The 16721-nt window shown below is 71.0% G+C and carries 16 protein-coding genes; 8 read left to right on the top strand and 8 right to left on the bottom strand.

Going from position 1 to position 16721, the window contains the following annotated elements:
- Window positions 1-58: 58 nt before the first annotated feature.
- Complete coding sequence (locus MKK52_RS18830; protein ID WP_243956363.1) at window positions 59-550, bottom strand: hypothetical protein; 492 nt, start codon at window positions 548-550, stop codon at window positions 59-61.
- A 179-nt stretch (window positions 551-729) separates the two neighbouring features.
- Between MKK52_RS18830 and MKK52_RS18825 the strand changes: the two genes are divergently transcribed.
- A complete protein-coding gene (locus MKK52_RS18825) occupies window positions 730-1476 on the top strand; it encodes a phosphodiester glycosidase family protein (RefSeq protein ID WP_409564696.1) in 747 nt (248 codons plus the stop codon).
- A gap of 157 nt (window positions 1477-1633) precedes the next feature.
- Here MKK52_RS18825 and MKK52_RS18820 read toward each other — a convergent pair whose 3' ends face one another.
- Window positions 1634-2752: an NADH:flavin oxidoreductase/NADH oxidase gene (locus MKK52_RS18820; protein ID WP_243956362.1), complete on the bottom strand. Its 1119-nt coding sequence runs from the start codon at window positions 2750-2752 to the stop codon at window positions 1634-1636.
- Window positions 2753-2925: 173 nt separating this feature from the next.
- Here MKK52_RS18820 and MKK52_RS18815 point away from each other — a divergent pair, with 173 nt between their 5' ends.
- Window positions 2926-3354 (top strand): hypothetical protein, encoded by a 429-nt coding sequence (locus MKK52_RS18815; protein WP_409564699.1) that lies wholly within the window; start codon window positions 2926-2928, stop codon window positions 3352-3354.
- 202 nt (window positions 3355-3556) lie between these two features.
- Here MKK52_RS18815 and MKK52_RS18810 read toward each other — a convergent pair whose 3' ends face one another.
- Window positions 3557-5467: a propionyl-CoA synthetase gene (locus tag MKK52_RS18810; protein WP_243956360.1), complete on the bottom strand. Its 1911-nt coding sequence runs from the start codon at window positions 5465-5467 to the stop codon at window positions 3557-3559.
- A 163-nt stretch (window positions 5468-5630) separates the two neighbouring features.
- Window positions 5631-5810: a YdcH family protein gene (locus MKK52_RS18805; protein ID WP_243956359.1), complete on the bottom strand. Its 180-nt coding sequence runs from the start codon at window positions 5808-5810 to the stop codon at window positions 5631-5633.
- A gap of 172 nt (window positions 5811-5982) precedes the next feature.
- On the opposite strand from MKK52_RS18805, the gene MKK52_RS18800 reads away from it, so the two are divergent.
- The 4 genes from MKK52_RS18800 to MKK52_RS18785 all read left to right on the top strand — a co-directional run bounded on the left by MKK52_RS18800 (window position 5983) and on the right by MKK52_RS18785 (window position 9026).
- The gene (locus MKK52_RS18800) at window positions 5983-6201 is read left to right on the top strand and encodes a YdcH family protein (RefSeq protein ID WP_243956473.1); all 219 of its coding nucleotides are present in this window, start codon (window positions 5983-5985) and stop codon (window positions 6199-6201) included.
- Between the two features lie 78 nt (window positions 6202-6279).
- Complete coding sequence (gene purE, locus MKK52_RS18795) at window positions 6280-6774, top strand: 5-(carboxyamino)imidazole ribonucleotide mutase (RefSeq protein WP_243956357.1); 495 nt, start codon at window positions 6280-6282, stop codon at window positions 6772-6774.
- Window positions 6771-7865 (top strand): 5-(carboxyamino)imidazole ribonucleotide synthase, encoded by a 1095-nt coding sequence (locus tag MKK52_RS18790; protein WP_243956355.1) that lies wholly within the window; start codon window positions 6771-6773, stop codon window positions 7863-7865. Before purE ends, MKK52_RS18790 begins: the two co-directional genes overlap by 4 nt.
- 291 nt (window positions 7866-8156) lie before the next feature.
- Window positions 8157-9026: a tetratricopeptide repeat protein gene (locus tag MKK52_RS18785; RefSeq protein WP_243956354.1), complete on the top strand. Its 870-nt coding sequence runs from the start codon at window positions 8157-8159 to the stop codon at window positions 9024-9026.
- 30 nt (window positions 9027-9056) lie between these two features.
- Here MKK52_RS18785 and MKK52_RS18780 read toward each other — a convergent pair whose 3' ends face one another.
- The 4 genes from MKK52_RS18780 to MKK52_RS18765 are packed head-to-tail and all read right to left on the bottom strand — an operon-like array spanning window position 9057 to window position 14677.
- A complete protein-coding gene (locus MKK52_RS18780; RefSeq protein WP_243956353.1) occupies window positions 9057-10211 on the bottom strand; it encodes an acyl-CoA dehydrogenase family protein in 1155 nt (384 codons plus the stop codon).
- Window positions 10212-10223: 12 nt separating this feature from the next.
- Window positions 10224-11420, bottom strand: coding sequence for an acyl-CoA dehydrogenase family protein (locus MKK52_RS18775; RefSeq protein WP_243956352.1), 1197 nt, complete (start codon window positions 11418-11420; stop codon window positions 10224-10226).
- A gap of 3 nt (window positions 11421-11423) precedes the next feature.
- Window positions 11424-12608, bottom strand: coding sequence for an acetyl-CoA C-acyltransferase (locus MKK52_RS18770; protein ID WP_243956351.1), 1185 nt, complete (start codon window positions 12606-12608; stop codon window positions 11424-11426).
- On the bottom strand, window positions 12605-14677 hold the full coding sequence (locus MKK52_RS18765; protein ID WP_243956350.1) for a 3-hydroxyacyl-CoA dehydrogenase NAD-binding domain-containing protein: 2073 nt from the start codon (window positions 14675-14677) through the stop codon (window positions 12605-12607). Before MKK52_RS18765 ends, MKK52_RS18770 begins: the two co-directional genes overlap by 4 nt.
- A gap of 394 nt (window positions 14678-15071) precedes the next feature.
- Here MKK52_RS18765 and MKK52_RS18760 point away from each other — a divergent pair, with 394 nt between their 5' ends.
- Together MKK52_RS18760 and MKK52_RS18755 are read left to right on the top strand one after the other, a co-directional pair.
- Window positions 15072-15977 (top strand): NAD(P)H-dependent flavin oxidoreductase, encoded by a 906-nt coding sequence (locus MKK52_RS18760; protein WP_243956471.1) that lies wholly within the window; start codon window positions 15072-15074, stop codon window positions 15975-15977.
- Window positions 15974-16711 carry an enoyl-CoA hydratase/isomerase family protein gene (locus MKK52_RS18755; RefSeq protein WP_243956349.1) on the top strand — a complete coding sequence of 246 codons (738 nt, stop codon included), beginning with the start codon at window positions 15974-15976 and terminating at the stop codon, window positions 16709-16711. Before MKK52_RS18760 ends, MKK52_RS18755 begins: the two co-directional genes overlap by 4 nt.
- Window positions 16712-16721 lie beyond the last annotated feature (10 nt).

Raw genomic sequence — 16721 nt, 5'->3', positions numbered from 1 at the left:
TCCAAAAGAAAAGGGCCACCCTCGCGGGCGGCCCCTTCGCATCGCGCGTCTGCCGGTCTTAGTAGCAGCGCTCGACCAGCACGCGGCGGTAGCCGTAGGGCGTCCACCGGACGCGCGGGACGGTATAGCAGCCGCCGCCGTAGCCGTAATCGCCGCCGTAATAGCCGACCGGGGCGTAGCCGCCACCGTAGCCGTAGCCATAGCCCGGGTAGCCATACCCGCCGTAGCCGCCATAGAGGCCGCCCGCCGCGAGGCCCAGGCCGAAGCCCGCCAGGCCGAAGCCGATGCCGCGACCGTAGCCGCCGCGATAGCCGTAACCGCGATAGCCGCCGTAGCCGCCACGGAAACCGCCGTAGCCACCGCGGAACCCACCGTAACCGCCGCGGAAGCCCGCGCCACGGAAGCCGCCGAAGCCGCCGCCATGGAACCCGCCGCCGAAGCCGCCGCCGTGGAATCCGCCCCCGCCGAACCCGCGGGCATCGGCGCTCACCGGCGCAAGCGCCAGGGCGCCGGCCGCCAGAAGCGCAGAACCGAGCACTGCACCCTTCATCTCACGTCTCCAAGAAATCAGAACCCCTTCGCTCCTGAAACGTGCATCCGGGCGAAACGGTTCGCATGGCGTGCGCGGCAGGCGGTCACGGTCCCGTGCATGCCGGGTGACGGCCCTGTGCGAAAACCGCCGTTTTCGGGCGGCAGAGGGACGGCGCGATCCACCTGATGATGCGTTCCATGCTCCTTCGTTCGGCCTTCCTCGCGCTCGTCGCCGGCCTTGCCCTGTCTCACCCGGCCCGCGCGGCCCCCGAGGCGGGCGAGCCCTGCCGGGCGATCCAGGCCCAGGGCGAGAGCTTCACGGTCTGCACCGTCGATCTGCGCAAGCGCCGCCTGCGGGTGTTCTGGCGCCGGCCGGACGGGCAGGCCTATTCGTCCCTCCAGGCGCTGGCCGAGGCGCAGGGTCCGACGCTCGCCTTCGCCATGAATGGCGGCATGTACGACAAGGATCAGGCGCCGGTCGGGCTCTATGTCGAGGACGGGCACGAGCTGCACGGCGTCTCGACGGCGGACGGGCCGGGCAATTTCCACCTGAAGCCCAACGGCGTGTTCTACGTGAAGGGCGAGAAGGCCGGCGTGCTCGACACGCCGCGCTATCTCCGCGCCCATCTGAAGCCCGACTTCGCCACGCAATCCGGGCCGATGCTGGTGATCGAGGGGCAGATCCATCCGAAGATTTCCGCCGACGGGCCGTCGCAGAAGATCCGCAACGGCGTCGGCACCCGTGAGGGGGGCCATGTGGCGGTCTTCGCCATTTCCGAGCGTCCGGTGAGCTTCGGCGCCTTCGCCCGGCTGTTCCGCGACGACCTCGGCTGCCGCAACGCCCTGTTCCTCGACGGCTCGGTGTCGAGCCTCTACGCGCCGAACCTCGGGCGCTCCGATCTCGGGCGGCGGCTGGGTCCGATGATCGGAGCGGTGGCGAAGTAAGACGCCGGATCGCTTGCGCCGCCACCCTGCCGCGCTTGTCATCCCGGGGCGCCGAAGGCGAGCCCGGGATTCAGACGCGCCTGGGGCGCCGGGTTCGGCACGGTCGGCGGCTCTGGATCCCGGGCTCCGCTGCGCGGCCCCGGGATGACGGGGGGTCTTACCGCTGCCCGAAGGATATGTCCTTGAACAGGTCCTTCAGGTGGTGCGGCTGCGAGCGCCAGTATTGCTTGGGCGCGTGCACCCGGGCGCCGAGTTCGGCCGCCGCATGCCAGGGCCAGCGCGGGTTGTAGAGCATGGCGCGGGCCAGCGAGATCGCGTCCGCCTTGCCCTCGGCCAGGATGTCCTCGGCCTGCTTCGGCTCGGTGATGAGACCCACCGCGATGGTGGTGAGGCCGGTCTCGGCCTTGATCCGCTCGGCATAGGGCACCTGATAGCCCGGCCCGACCTTGATCGCCTGCTTGGGCGAGACGCCCCCGGTCGAGACGTGGATGGCGGGGGAGCCCGCCGTCTTCAGGGCCTGGGCGAGTTCCACCGTCTCGTCGAGGTCCCAGCCGTCCTCGACCCAATCCGTCGCCGAGACCCTGAACCAGACCGGCGAACCGGCGGGCACGACCTGCCGCACCGCGTCGTAGATCTCCAGCGGGTAGCGCATCCGGTTGGCGAGGCTGCCGCCGTATTCGTCCGTGCGCTTGTTGGCGATGGGCGAGAGGAACTGGTGCAGCAGGTAGCCGTGGGCGCCGTGCAGTTCCACGGCCTCGATCCCGAGGCGCACGGCGCGCTTGGCGGTGGCGACGAACTGATCGCGCACGCGCTTCAGGTCAGCGGCGTCGAGGGCGTGCGGCGGCACCTCCCCCTCGCCATGCGCCACAGGGGACGGCGCCTCGGTGCGCCAGCCATAGGGGTGATCCGGCGCGATCTGCTTGCCGCCGGACCAGGGGGCGTCGCTCGACGCCTTGCGGCCGGCATGGGCGATCTGGATGCAGACCGGGATCGGCGCGTATTCGCGCACCGCGCCGAGGACGCGGGCCAGCGCCCGCTCGCAGCCGTCGTTGTAGAGGCCGAGATCCCAGGCGGTGATGCGCGCCTCGGGGGAGATGGCGGTGGCTTCCAGCGTCAGCAGGCCGGCGCCCGACATGGCCAGGTGCCCGAGATGCATCATGTGCCAGTCGGTCGCCTCCCCGTCGCGGGCCGAGTACTGGCACATCGGCGCGATGAGGATCCGGTTCTCCAGGGTGAGGGAGTCGAGGGTCAGGGGCTCGAACAGGCGTACGGTCATGGGGTCCTCCGGCATGGGGTCAATCTGGGGCGGTGCTGCGGTGCGGCCAAGCGGCTCCATCGTCCCGAACCGGGAACCCGCCGATTGGAAGGCCTGTTTTGTGTGCGTCGCCGCGCTGCGGCGGCCCAAGCGAGCCGCCTGAGGGGGCGAGATCGCCCAGGATTCCGATCATGATGCTTCCGAGATTCACCGCCCCGTTCGTGTTCGCCGCCGGTTGTGTCGCCCTCGCGGGTGCCTCCCAGGCCCAGCCCGCCGCCTTCGGTGGGCCGAAGATGCTGATCCACGGCAATTATTGCGGGCCGGGCAACAACGCCCCCCTGCCCCCCATCGACGCCCTCGATGCGGCCTGCGCCCGTCACGATGCCTGCACCCCTCAGGGCGGGCTTCCCTCCCGCGCCTGCAACATGCGCCTCCAGCGCGAGGCCGAGATGATCTCCCGCGATCCGCGCATACCCGAGAAGGAGCGCGCCATGGCCGGGATGATCGCCATGGGTGCCGGCGCCATCCCGACGAGCCCCGACAGCGGACCCACCGCCACCGGCTCGCTCACGAATCCGGCCGCCGGCATCGGCCTGCCGGGCGATGACGACGACGCGGAGTAAGCCCTAGCCGCCGATCCCGCACGAGTTGGTTCAGCCAGCCTTCTCAAGATCGTCCCCTCATCCTGAGGTGCGGCGAAGCCGCCTCGAAGGAGGGCTCCAGGGATCGCGCGGCAGGCTGGAACTCTCCTTCGAGGCCCGCTGACGCGGGCACCTCAGGATGAGGTGAGTGGGTGGGGCCGCCTCACTATGATCGGTCGCTTCCCTACCCGCCGATCCCACGGGTCCTGAGACTGTCGCCGATCTCCTCGAGAACGCTCGCGTCGTCGATGGTGGCCGGCATGGTCCAGGGCTCGTCGTCGGCGATGCGCTTCATCGTGGCGCGCAGGATCTTGCCCGAGCGGGTCTTGGGCAGGCGCGGCACGGTGAGCGCCAGCTTGAACGCCGCCACCGGCCCGATCTCCTCCCGCACCTTCGCCACGAGTTCCCGCTCGATCTCGGCGGGGTCGCGGGAGACACGGGCCTTCAGCACCACGAAGCCGCAGGGCACCTCGCCCTTCAGCGCGTCGCGGATGCCGATCACCGCGCATTCCGCCACGTCCGGGTGGGCCGAAAGCACCGCCTCCATCCCGCCCGTCGAGAGCCGGTGCCCGGCGACGTTGATGATGTCGTCGGTGCGGCCGAGCACGGTGATGTAGCCGTCCTCATCGATGATCCCGGCATCCGACGTGTCGTAATAGCCGGGGAAGGTGGTGAGGTAGCTCTCGCGCATCCGCTCGTCCGAGCCCCACAGGGTCGGCAGGCAGCCGGGCGGCAGGGGCAGGCGGATCGCGATGGTGCCCATCGTGCCCGCCGGCACCTCCTTGCCGCCCTCGTCGAGGACGCGCACGTCGTAGCCCGGCATCGGCACGCAGGTGCTGCCGCGCTTCACCGGCAGGAGGCCGAGGCCGACCGGGTTGCCGGCGATGGGCCAGCCGGTCTCCGTCTGCCACCAATGGTCGATGACCGGCCGGTCGAGCACCCGCTCGGCCCAGGCGACGGAATCCGGGTCCGCCCGCTCGCCCGCCAGGAACAGGGAGCGGAAGGCCGACAGGTCGTGGCGGCCGACGAGCTCGCCCTGCGGGTCTTCCTTCTTGATGGCGCGCAAAGCCGTCGGCGCCGTGAACAGGCACACGACCTTGTGCTCTTCCAGCACCCGCCAGAACGCGCCGGCATCCGGCGTGCCCACCGGCTTGCCCTCGTAGAGCACCGTGGTGCAGCCGTGCAGCAGCGGCGCGTAGACGATGTAGCAATGGCCGACGACCCAGCCGATGTCCGAGGCGCAGAAATAGGTCTCGCCGGGGGCGACGCCGTAGAGGTTCGGCATCGACCACGCGAGCGCCACGAGGTAGCCGCCGGTGTCGCGCACCACGCCCTTCGGCTTGCCCGTCGTGCCCGAGGTGTAGAGGACGTAGAGCGGGTCCGTGGCCGCCATGCTCACGCAACCGGCATGCTTCCCCGCCGCCCGCGCGGCCTCCATCGTCCCGGCCCAGTCGTGGTCGCGGGCGGGGTCGAGGTCGGCGCGGCATTGCGGGCGCTGGAAGATCAGGCAGGCCGAGGGCTTGTGCGCGGAGGCCGCGATGGCCGCATCGAGGAGCGGCTTGTAGGCGACGACCCGGTTCGGCTCGATGCCGCAGGAGGCGGCGAGCACCACCTTCGGCTGCGCGTCCTCGATGCGCTTGGCGAGCTCATTGGCCGCGAAGCCGCCGAACACCACCGAATGCACCGCGCCCAGCCGGGCGCAGGCCAGCATCCCGACCATCGCCTCGGGCACCATCGGCATGTAGATCACCACCCGGTCGCCCTTGCCGACGCCGAGGTCGGCGAGCACGGCGGCGAGCGTCGCCACCTCGTCGCGCAGCGCGCCGTAGGTGATCGTCCGCTTGGTGCCGGTGACGGGCGAATCGTGGATGATCGCGACCTGGTCGCGGCGGTCGGAGTCCGCGTGCCGGTCGATGGCGTTGTAACAGGCGTTGAGCCGGCCATCCGGGAACCAGCGCCCGTAGGGGCCCTGGGCCCTGTCGAAGGCCCGTTCCGGCATCCGGTCCCAGGCGATGGCGCGGGCGGCGTCCAGCCAGAACGATTCGGGGTCGCGCGCGGCGGCGGCGTGGGTTTCGGCGTAGCGGCTCGCGGGCATGGCGTGTCCTCGGGGTCGTGCGACGGTCTTCCGCCGTCTCGTGCCGAGCTTACCAGATCGCCGGCCGCACCGTCATCGGTGTCGCCCCTGGACCTTCAGGCATGAAAAAGCCGCGCCGTCCGGTATGGAGCGGCGCGGCCTGCCTTGGCCTATCGTATGGGTGTCAGTGCAAGGTGCCGGTGGCTTGCAGCCTGTTCATCTCGTCCTTGAGGTGAAGTTTTCGGCGCTTGAGTTCCGCTATCTGCTGATCGCTTGCCGAGGGCCTGTGGATGGCCTCCTGAATCTCGCGCTCGAGGGCTTCGTGCTTACGGGCGAGTTGGCTCAGATGCGTCTGCAGCGACATGAGGCGAATCTCCTGTCATTGTTCTGACACGGGCAGACTGACACAGGTTGGCGGGCCTGTCGAAGCGTTTTCGCTGGGCAACCTTTCGCAAGGGTTGCTCCGGCGCTTGCCCACCGCCGAGGCGTGACGCATGCTTCTGACCTTCGAAGGGGTTTCGGTTTTCCAGGGTGCGATGGCGGCTGAGTCGGGTGAAAACGGGCAGTCCGATCTCGAAGCGGAACTGGTCCGGCTTCGCGAGGAGCATCGCGATCTCGACGGCGCCATCGAGGCGCTGGAGCAGAGCGTGGCGGGGGATCAGTTGCAGATCCAGCGGCTGAAGAAGCGCAAGCTCACGCTGCGGGACCGGATCTCCCACATCGAGGACGTGCTGACGCCGGACATCATCGCCTGAGAGCGGTGGGTCGGCAGCCGTCCCGCCTTGCGGTTCGCGGGCCGCGCGGTTAAGCGCCCTCTTTTGCTGGAACCACGCATGTCGGCGCCACCCGTCGCGATCATCATGGGCAGCCAGTCGGACTGGGCGACCATGTGCCATGCCGCGCAGACCCTGGATGCGCTGGCGATCCCCTATGATGCCCGCATCGTCTCCGCCCACCGCACGCCGGACCGGCTCGTCGCCTTCGCCAAGGGCGCGCGCGGGGCCGGGTTCAAGGTGGTGATCGCAGGCGCCGGCGGCGCGGCGCACCTGCCGGGCATGGCCGCCGCCATGACGAGCCTGCCGGTCTTCGGCGTCCCCGTCGAATCGAAGGCCCTCTCGGGACAGGACAGCCTGCTCTCCATCGTGCAGATGCCGGCGGGCGTGCCGGTGGGCACCCTCGCCATCGGCCGGGCCGGGGCGGTGAACGCCGCGCTGCTCGCCGCCGCCGTGCTGGCGCTCTCGGACGAGGCGCTGGCGGACCGCCTCGACGCATGGCGCGCGGCGCAGAGCGCATCCGTGGCCGAACGGCCGGAGACTCAAGGACAGTGACGCAGAACGCGATTGCCCCCGGCGCGGTGCTCGGGATCGTCGGCGGCGGCCAGCTCGGCCGCATGATCGCCCTCGCGGCGGCGAATCATGGGTTGAAGGTCCATGTCTACGCCCCCGATGCCGACAGCCCGGCCTTCGACGTGGCCGCCCGCACCACCTGCGCCGCCTATGACGACGAGGCGGCGCTCGCCGCCTTCGCGGCGTCCGTGGATGTCGTGACCTACGAGTTCGAGAACATCCCCCGCGCCACCGCCGAGGTGCTGGCCCGCCACGCGCCGCTCCACCCGAACGCCGAGGCCCTGGCGACGACCCAGGACCGGCTCTCGGAGAAGGAATTCATCAATCGCCTCGGCATCCCCACGGCGCCGTTCCGGCCGGTGGACACGCCGGACGACCTTGCCCGCGCGCTGGAGACGATCGGCCTGCCGGCGGTGCTGAAGACCCGCCGCTTCGGCTACGACGGCAAGGGCCAGCGCATTATCCGCGAGCCCGGCGAGGGCGACCGCAACGCGATCTTCGCCGAGTTCGGCGGCGCGCCGCTGATCCTCGAAGGCTTCGTGCCCTTCGAGCGCGAGGTCTCGGTGGTGGCCGCGCGCGGCGCCGACGGGAGCTTCGCCGCCTTCGACCTCTGCGAGAACGAGCACCGCAACCACATCCTGGCCTTCACGCGGGTCCCGGCCGAGGGCGTCTCCCCGGAGACGGCGCAGGAGGCCTACCGCATCGCCCGCGCCATCGCCGACGCCCTCGACTATGTCGGGGTGCTGGCGGTGGAGATGTTCCTCGTGCGTGAAGGCGGCGAGCGGCTCGTGGTCAACGAGATCGCGCCGCGCGTCCACAATTCCGGGCACTGGACCATCGAGGGCGCGCTGTCCTCGCAGTTCGAGCAGCATGTCCGCGCCGTCTGCGGCTGGCCGCTCGGCAGCGCGGCCCGCGTCGGCGGCCTGCCCTGCGAGATGGAGAACCTGATCGGCGATCAGGTCGAGGCATGGCGGTCGCTCCTGGCGGAGCCCGGCGCGCATCTGCACCTCTACGGCAAGGGCGAGTCCCGCCCCGGCCGCAAGATGGGCCACGTCACCCGCCTCAAGGGCTGATTTCACCCGCCCCGGTTGCGGCCCGCGCGCCACACCCGTCCGCCGGAAGAGGCGACGGCTGGCGCGATTGCGTGGCCCGGCGGCGGGGGGCCATACCTTCGCCACATCCCGCCGCTTCCAACCGTTCCAGGGTTCGCCCGGCCGCGATCGGGCGGCCCGGCTTAAGGGGGCATTCACCGCGTTGCGCGAGGTTGCGCGCGGGTTGCCGGAACCGGGCGCGATGCGCCGGCGCGGACAGGACTAGGGGCGGGGCACCGTGCAGGGCACGGCGGCTCCCGGGAGAATGGGGCGATGACGCAACGCAACGGGCTCGTGAAGGCCGCGCTGGTCGGCGCAGCGGTGGTCGCGGCTGCGGGGCTGGCGGGCTGCGAGACCGTGGGTTCGGCCGCGGGCGCGCGCCAGTACGCGGTGCTGGAAACGGATACGACGGGGGCGACGACGAGCAACATCGCATCGCTCAGCGAGGTGGTGCAGCGGAACCCGAACGACGCCGCCGCCTACACGACCCGCGGCGCGGCCTATGCCCGCGCGGGCCAGTTCAGCGAGGCGATCGGCGACTTCACGAAGGCGATCCAGCTCGATCCGAACTCGGCCTCGGCCTACAACAACCGGGCGCTGGCCCTGCGCCAGACCGGCCGCAACGACGCCGCCCTGCAGGATTTCTCGAAGGCGATCAGCGCCGACCCGAATTACGGCCCGGCCTATATCGGCCGCGCCAACGTGGAGCGGGCGCAGGGCAACCTCGACGCCGCCCTCAACGACCTCAACGTGGCGATCCGCCTGAGCCCCGAATCGGCCGAGGCGTACCACGCGCGCGGGCTGGTGAAGCAGAAGCAGGGTCTCGACACCCAGGCCATCGCCGATTTCGACGCGGCCATCGACCGGAACCCCTTCGTCTCCGCGCCCTACGCCGCGCGCGGCCAGAGCCTGATCGCCACGAACCAGTATCCGAAGGCGATCGAGGACTACAACGCGGCGCTCAACGTGAACAACAAGGACGCCACGTCCTGGGCCTATCGCGGCCTCGCCTACGAGAAGTCCGGCCAGCGCAAGGAAGCGCTGGACAATTACCAGCGCGCCGCGACCATCGACCCGAACAACGGCGTCGCGAAGTCGGGCCTCGCCCGCGTGCAGGGCGGTTTGGGCTCGGTGTTCAACTGACGCCCCGGAGAACGTGAGGGGGCAGCCCCCTCACGCCGCCAGCAGGCCGTCCTCCGCGTCGGTGAGGGTCCGCATGTGATGCGGGGTGTCGCCGAGCTGCGTCGCGATCATCGCGAGGCGCTTGAAGTGGTGGGCGCCGAGATATTCCATCGTCATGCCGATGCCGCCGTGCAGTTGCACCGCCTCCTGGCCGAGGGCACGGCAGGCGGTGTTGATGCGGATCTTCACCGCCGCCAGCGCCGCCGCGCGGGCCGCCGGATCGTCCGACTCCACCATCATCGCGGCGTAGAGCGCCATGGAGCGGGCCTGCTCCAGCTCGATCAGCATGTCGACGGCCCGGTGCTGTAGCGCCTGGAAGGCGCCGATGGACGTGCCGAACTGCGTGCGCGTCTTCAGGTACTCGACGGTCAGCCGGTGCAGGGTCTCCATCGAGCCCACCGCCTCGGCGGCCAGCGCCGCGATGCCGTGCTCGACCACCCGTTCCAGCAGTGGCAGACCGCCCTCGGGATCGCCCAGCACCGCGTCGGCCGGGACTGACACGTCGGAGAACGAGACCTCCGCCGCCCGGCCGCCATCCTGGGCCGGATAGGCCGTCACGCTCACGCCGGCCGCGTCGGCGGGCACGAGGAACAGGCCGATCCCGCTCCGGTCCCGCCGCTCCCCCGAGACCCGAGCCGAGACCACGATCAGCCCGGCCGAGTCGGCGTTCGGCACGACGGATTTGGCGCCGTTCAGCACGAACCCGTCCCCGCTGCGCCGGGCGGTGGTGGCCACGTCGAACAGGTCGTAGCGCGATTGCCGCTCGGTATGGGCCAAGGTGAGCCGCAGGGTGCCCTCCACGAGGCCCGGGATGTACCGCTCCTTCTGCGCCGCGCTGCCGCCGAGGCGCAGGGCGGTGCTGCCCAGGACGACCGAGGCGAGCAGCGGCTCCACCACGAGGTTGCGGCCCACCGCCTCCATGACGAGCATGGTCTCCACCGGCCCGCCGCCGAACCCGCCCTCCTCTTCCGTGAAGGGCAGGCCGGGAATGCCGAGCTCGACGAATGTCTGCCAGTTCGCCTCGGGGAAGCCGAGGGGGGCGCCCGCATGCTTCTGCCGGGCCTCCAGCGCGGGATAGAGGTCGGCGCAGAGCCGCTCGACGCTGTCGCGCAGGAGCGACTGATCCTCGTTCAGGTCGAAATCCATGCCGATCTCCCGTCAGAGCCCCAGGATGCCCTTGGCGATCACGTTGTGCTGGATCTCGTTCGACCCGCCGTAGATCGAGACCTTGCGGTTGTTGAAGTAGCTCGGCGCGGCGGCATCGACCCAGTCGAACCCGCCCGGCAGGTCGTTGGCGCCCTGCCCCCGCGCCGGGGCGGCGAGCGCGAAGGGTCCCGCGAGTTCGAGGAGCAGTTCGGTCGCCGCCTGCTGCAATTGCGAGCCGCGGATCTTCAGGATCGAGGAGGCCGGATCGGGCTCGACGGAATCCGCCCTGCCCTGCTTGGCCGCGACCCGCATCTGCGTGATCTCGAGCGCCTTCAGCTCCACCTCGACGCCGGCGACGCGGGCGCGGAAATCCCGGTCGTCCCACATCGTGCCCGCCCCCGCCGGCATCTCGCGGGCGAGGCGCTTGATGCGGGTGATCCGCTCCTTGGTGAGGCCGATCCGGGCGATGCCGGTGCGCTCGTTGGCGAGCAGGAACTTGGCGTAGTCCCAGCCCCTGTTCTCCTCGCCGACGAGGTTCTCCACAGGCACCCGCACCGCGTCGAAGAACACCTCGTTGACCTCGTGTCGGCCCTCCAGGGTGATGATTGGGCGCACGGTGATGCCGGGCGTCTTCATGTCGATCAGCAGGAAGGAGATGCCCCGCTGCTTCTTCGCCTCGAAGTCTGTGCGGACGAGGCAGAAGATCCAGTCCGCGTGCTGGCCGAGCGTCGTCCAGGTCTTCTGGCCGTCCACGATGTAATGGTCGCCGTCGCGCACGGCCTTCGTCTTGAGGGAGGCGAGGTCGGACCCCGCGCCGGGCTCCGAGAAGCCCTGGCACCACCAATCGTCGAGGTTGGCGGCGCGGGGCAGGAAGCGCTCCTTCTGGTCCTGCCGGCCGAAGGTCGCGAGCACGGGGCCGAACATGTAGCAGTTGAACTGCTGCGGTAGGGGCACCGCCGCCTGGAACAGCTCTTCCGTGTAGATGTAGCGCTGGACCGTGGTCCAATCCCGCCCGCCCCATTCCTTGGGCCAATGCGGCACCGCCCAGCCCTTGGCGTTCAGGATGCGCTGGCTGGTGACGATGTCCTCCTTCGAGAGGCCACGCCCCTCGGAGACCTTGCGCCGGATCTCGGCCGGTATCTTCTCCCGGCAGAAGCTGCGAACCTCGTCGCGGAAGGCGACTTCCTCGGGGGTGAAGCGGAGATCCATGGATCAGCCTCCGATCTCGAACAGGCCGGCGCAGCCTTGGCCGCCTGCGACGCACATCGTTACGACGGCGTAGCGCGCGCCCCGGCGGCGCCCTTCCAAAAGGGCGTGGCCGACGAGGCGGGCGCCGGACATGCCGAAGGGGTGGCCGATGGCGATGGCGCCGCCGTTGACGTTGACCTTCTCGGGGTCGATCCCGAGCCGGTCGCGGCAATAGACGGATTGCGAGGCGAAGGCCTCGTTCAGTTCCCACAGGTCGATGTCGGCGACGGTGAGCCCGTGCCGTTCGAGCAGGCGCGGCACGGCGAAGACCGGGCCGATGCCCATCTCCTCCGGCGCGCAGCCCGCCGAAGCGAAACCCCGGAAGGTCCCGAGCGGCGTCAGGCCGCGCCGGGTCGCCTCCTCGGCGGACATAAGCACGCTGGCCGAGGCCCCGTCCGAGAGCTGGCTCGCATTGCCGGCGGTGATGAAGGCGCCCTCCCCGCGCACGGGCTTAAGCTTGGCGAGGCCGTCGAGGGTGGTGTCGGGGCGGTTGCCCTCGTCCTTGGCGAGCCGCGTCTCGACCTGCCGCGTTTCCCCGGTCGCCTTGTCGGTGACGGCCATGACCGCGCTCATCGGCACGATCTCGTCCTCGAACAGACCGGCCTCCTGCGCAGCCGCCGTGCGGCGCTGGCTCTCCAGGGCGAAGGCGTCCTGCGCCTCCCGCGAGACGCCGTAGCGCGCGGCCACGATGTCGGCGGTCTCGATCATCGGCATGGCGATGGCGGGGAGATGCGCGTCGAGCCACGCATTGCGGGTGAGTTCGCGCTGCACATGCGGCTGGACGAGGCTGATCGATTCGACCCCGCCCGCGACGGCGACGGGCACGCCGTCGAGGACGATGCGCCGCGCGGCCGAGGCGATGGCCTCCAGTCCCGAGGCGCAGAAGCGCGAGACCGTGACCCCCGCCGAGGCGACGGGCACGCCCGCGATGAGCGAGGCGCGGCGGGCGACGTTGCCGCCGGTCGAGGCCTCCGGGTAGCCGCAGCCGAGCACGACTTCCTCCACCGCCTCCGGTTCGAGCCGGGCGCGGTCGAGGGCGGCCCGGATCGCGTGGGCGGCGAGGTCGGCGCCGTGGGTCTGGTTGAACGCGCCCCGCTGGGCCTTGCCGATCGGCGTGCGCGCGGTGGAGACGATGACGGCGTCGGTCATGCGTGCGCCTTCCAATCGGCGAAGCGGCCGCCCTCGGCGGCGAGGCGCTTCAGGAGGGGGGCGGGCTCCAAGCTGTCGTCGCCGGTCTCGGCGGCGAAGCGGTGGAGGTCGGCGGCGATCCTGTCGAGGCCGACTCCGTCGGCCCAGTGCATCGGGCCGCCGCGCCACGCGGGCCAGTTGTAGCCGTTGATCCAGATCGTATCGATGTCGCCGGGCCGGGCTGCGATGCCTTCATCGAGGATGCGCGCGCCCTCGTTAACCATCGGGTACATCAGCCGCGCGATGATCTCGTCGGTGCTGAAGCGGCGGCGGGTGATGCCGTGCTCGGCGGAGACCCGCTCGATCAGCGTCTCCACCTCCGGGTCGCGGGTGCCGGCGCGGGCGCCCTCGGGATAGAGGTAGAAGCCGCGCCCGGTCTTCTGGCCGTAGCGGCCCATCTCGGCCAGCGAATCCGCGACCGGGGCCCGCCCGCCGAAATCCTTGCGCGAGCGCCAGCCGATATCGAGCCCGGCGAGGTCGCTCATGGCGTAGGGCCCCATGCGGAAGCCGAACTCCGTCACGGCCGCGTCGATCTCGTGCGGAAACGCGCCTTCGAGCAACAGCCGTTCGCCGGCCTTGCTGCGCTTCTCCAGGATGCGGTTGCCGACGAAGCCGAAGCACACGCCGACCGCCACCGGCAGCTTGTTGAGGCGCCGCCCGAGGTCGAGGGCGGTGGCCAGCGCATCCGGTGCGGTTTTCTCCGCACGGACCACCTCCACAAGGCGCATGACGTTGGCCGGGCTGAAGAAGTGCATCCCGAGCACGTCCTGCGGCCGGCTCGTCACCGCGGCGATGGCGTTCACGTCGAGATAGGACGTGTTGGTGGCCAGGATCGCGCCGGGCTTCGCGATCCGGTCGAGCTCGGTGAAGATCGCGCGCTTGACGCCCATCTCCTCGAAGGCCGCCTCGATCACGATGTCGGCCTCCGCCGCATGGGCGAGGCCCACCGCCCCCGTGATGCGGTTAATGCGGGCATCGCGCTCGGTCTCGGAAATCGAGCCGCGCTTGGCCGAGCCGGCATAGAGGCCGCGCACCCGGTCGAGCCCCTGGCCCAGCGCGCCCTGCTCGGTCTCAATCACCGTGACGGGGATGCCGGCATTGGCGAAGCACATGGCGATGCCGCCGCCCATCGTGCCGGCGCCGATCACGGCGGCGCGGGCGATCTCCCGGCGGGGTGTGTCCTTCGGCAGGCCCGGCACCTTCGCCGCCTCGCGCTCCGCGAAGAAGGCGTGGCGCAGGGCCTTCGAGCGGGGATCGTCCACGAGGGCGCGGAATTCCTCGCGCTCAGCAGCCACCGCGGCGTCGAACGGCTTCTCGAAGGCGCCGCGCACGGCGCGCACCAGCGCGGCGACGTTGGTGGCGTTCGGGTCGCGCTTCAGCGCCTCCTCGGCCTTGGCCTCGAAGGCCTCGCGGGCCGCCTGCGTCAGGTGCTCGTCCCGGTCACGGGCGCGGGGCAACTGTTTGGCATCGGCCAACTCGCGGGCATGAACCCGCGCGGCCTCCACGAGGTCACCGAGGTCCACCTTGTCCACGAAGCCAAGTTCGGCGGCCCGGCCGGCGCTCACCGGCTCGCCGGTCAGCATCATGGCGAAGGCGGGGGCCGGGCCGATCAGGCGCGGCAGGCGCTGCGTCCCGCCCGCGCCGGGAATGAGCCCGAGCTTGATCTCCGGCAGGCCGAGCTTCGCCCCCGGTGCGGCGAGCCGTGCGTGGCAGGCGAGCGCCAGTTCGAGTCCGCCGCCGAGCGCCGCGCCGTTGATGGCGGCGACCACCGGCTTCGGGGCGGCGTCCAGCCGGGCCAGGATGTCGGGCAGGATCGGCGATTGCGGCGGCTTGCCGAACTCACTGATGTCGGCCCCGCCGACGAACAGCTTGCCCTCGGCCGCCAGCACGACGGCGCGCACGGTCTCGTCCGCGAAGGTTTCGGCCAGGGCGGCGTCGAGCCGGGCGCGGAGTTCGGCGCCGAGGGCGTTGACGGGCGGATTGGAGAGGGTGAGCACGGCGATGCCGCCGTGGTCGTCACGTTGGATCACCAGGCCCTCCCTGTTCCGCTGTGCGGAATGTCGTTCTGCATTTGCGCCAGGGTGGCCGGTCGGGGACCGGCCTGTCAAGGCTCAGAAGGTTTGGAACGCAACACCGTCTCGGCTGGCGGAACGGGGCTGGGCCCCGGTTTGACAGGCTCGGCGGGGCTATGCGAACCCTTCCGCCGCCGCGAGACGGGGTTCAACCCGTGGCGGTCCTTTGCGGTTGCGCGGCCCCTTCGGAGGCCGCCAGGGAGGAGACCCGCGTGAAAAGCCGGATGCCCGTTTCGCGCCGTCCGATGCTGGGAGACCGGCCGTGAGTGACGTGCTCGTTCCCACCGCCGCCGAGGCGCGGTTGCCGCCGGTCCTGCGCGGGCGGCTCGCCCTGCCGGTCATCGCCTCGCCGATGTTCATCGTCTCGGGGCCGGACCTCGTGATCGCGCAATGTCTTGCGGGCGTGGTCGGCTCGTTCCCGGCGCTGAACGCGCGGCCCCAACCCGTCCTCGACGAGTGGCTGACGCGGATCGCCACCACGCTCCGCGAGGCCCAGGCCGCCGACCCCACGCGAAAGATCGCGCCCTTCGCGGTGAACCAGATCGTCCACGCCTCGAACGACCGGCTGGCGCAGGATGTCGAGGCCTGCGTGCGCCACGAGGTGCCGATCATCATCACCAGCCTGCGGGCGCCGGATGCGGTGATCAAGCCGGTCCATGCCTATGGCGGGGTGGTGTTCCACGACGTGATCTCCGTCCGCCACGCCGAGAAGGCGCTGGAGGCGGGAGTCGATGGACTGATCCTCGTCTGCGCCGGGGCCGGCGGGCATGCGGGCACGCTCTCGCCCTTCGCCCTGGTCTCGGAGGTGCGCAGATTCTACGACGGGCCGATCATCCTCTCTGGGGCCATCGCGACGGGATCCGCGATCCTCGCCGCGCAGGCGATGGGGGCCGACCTCGCCTATATGGGCACGCGCTTCATCGCCACGCAGGAGGCGAACGCCGCGCCGGGCTACCGGGAGATGATCACCGGCTCGTCTGCCACCGACATCCTCTACACGCCGTATTTCACCGGGGTGCCCGGCAATTACCTGACGCCGAGCATCGTCAAGTCCGGGCTCGACCCGAACGCCCTGCCCGAGCGCGACAAGACCGCGATGGATTTCGGCAGCGCCCAGGTGAAGGCGTGGCGGGATGTCTGGGGCGCCGGCCAGGGGGTCGGGAGCATCGACGATGCGCCCCCGACCGCCGACCTCGTCGCCCGCCTCGCCCGGGAATACGCGCAGGCCCGGGCGCGGCTGACGGGCGTGCCGGCATGAGCGTCACTGTCGCGGATGTCGAGCCGGGGCTGCGCCTCGTCACCATGGACCGTCCCGAGCGGCGCAACGCCCTCGACCGGGCGGCCTACGCCGCGCTGACCGAGGCCTTCGCGGCGGCGGATGGCGACGCATCCGTGCGGGCGGTGGTGCTCACCGGGGCGGGCGGCTGCTTCACCGCCGGCAACGACCTGCGCGACTTCCAGGACACGCAGACCACGGGCGAGAGCCCCGGCATGATCTTCCTCGCGGCGTTGCGTGATTGCGCGAAGCCCGTCGTCGCGGCGGTGGAGGGCCATGCGGTCGGCATCGGCGCGACGCTGCTGCTCCATTGCGACCTCGCCTATGCCGGCGACGGCGCCAAGTTCCGCCTGCCCTTCGCCGCCCTGGGCCTCAGCCCCGAGGGCGGATCGAGCTACCTCCTGCCGCGCATCGCGGGCGCGAAGCGGGCGGCCGAACTGCTGATGCTCGCGGAGCCCTTTGGCGCGCAAGCCGCGAAGGAGGCGGGCTTCGTCAACGCGGTGGTGCCGGGGGGGCAGGCTCTCTCTGTGGCCCTCGACCGCGCGCGGGCGCTCGCCGCCCTCCCCGCGCAGGGAATCGCCGCGACGAAGCAGGCCCTGCGGCGCGGCCAGGAGGAGATCGTCCGCACGGCGCTGCGCGAGGAATCCGAGGTGTTCCACGCCCTGCGCAAGACCCCCGAGGCGCAGGCCATCTTCGCGGCCTTCCTGCGCCGATGAGCGAGGGGGC

The sequence above is a fragment of the Methylobacterium sp. J-067 genome, assembly GCF_022829465.1.
Taxonomy (GTDB): Bacteria; Pseudomonadota; Alphaproteobacteria; order Rhizobiales; family Beijerinckiaceae; genus Methylobacterium; species Methylobacterium litchii.
Note: the sequence above shows the minus strand (reverse complement) of the source record. Positions and strands in the feature narration are given on the sequence as shown.